This window comes from Rhodococcus sp. EPR-147, assembly GCF_001647185.1.
Taxonomy (GTDB): Bacteria; Actinomycetota; Actinomycetes; order Mycobacteriales; family Mycobacteriaceae; genus Rhodococcoides.
Window position 1 is genome coordinate 1 of sequence record NZ_LVCU01000353.1, and the last position, 707, is coordinate 707.

Here is a 707-nt window from a genome sequence, read left to right on the forward strand (position 1 = left end):
TTCGACGTTCCGGTAGCCAAGCAGGATCTTCAGCTGCTGCTGTCCGAGACCTTCGACGAGGCGGGACGTCCGTCCGGCTTCGAGGCCGCATTCGACTACGCCACATCGCTGTTCGACGCGGCCAGCGTCGAGGCCATCGCGGCACGACTGATTCGAGTTCTCGACGCCGTCGGACGCGACCGGCACGCGGTGGTCGGAGACATCGAAATTCTGGGCGCCGACGAGCAGCGCGCGTTGGCGCCGGCGCGAGGAAACCCGGACGCAGCAGTCCGGACGTGGCCGGAGTTGCTCGCGGCGGCGGTCGCGCTCGACCCGTACGCAGTGGCCGTCACCTACCGAGGCATCAGCCTTTCCTACGCCGATCTGGACAGCTGGTCCAACCGAATCGCTCGAATGCTGATCGACTACGGCGTCGGGCCCGAGACGTTCGTCGCGTTGGCGCTGCCTCGATCGATCGAGTCGGTGCTGTCGGTGTGGGCCGTGGCCAAGACCGGTGCTGCATTCCTGCCCGTCGATCCGAACTACCCGGCGGACCGAATCGCGCACATGCTCGAAGATTCCCATGCCGCAATGGGTCTGACCGACATCGACAGCAGGGGATCGCTGCCCGACACCGTCCCGTGGCTGGTTCTGGACGATCCGGAAATTTCCGCGGAGTTGTCTCGCTACCCGGCGGACGCGGTGACCGACGTCGAGCGTACGGCGAC

The 707-nt window shown here is 66.3% G+C and carries 1 protein-coding gene; it reads left to right on the forward strand.

The window, feature by feature from the left end; all coding sequences use genetic code 11:
- Positions 1-707 (forward strand): AMP-binding protein (locus tag A2J02_RS16115; RefSeq protein WP_156516244.1); only part of this gene is annotated, 707 nt, incomplete at both ends.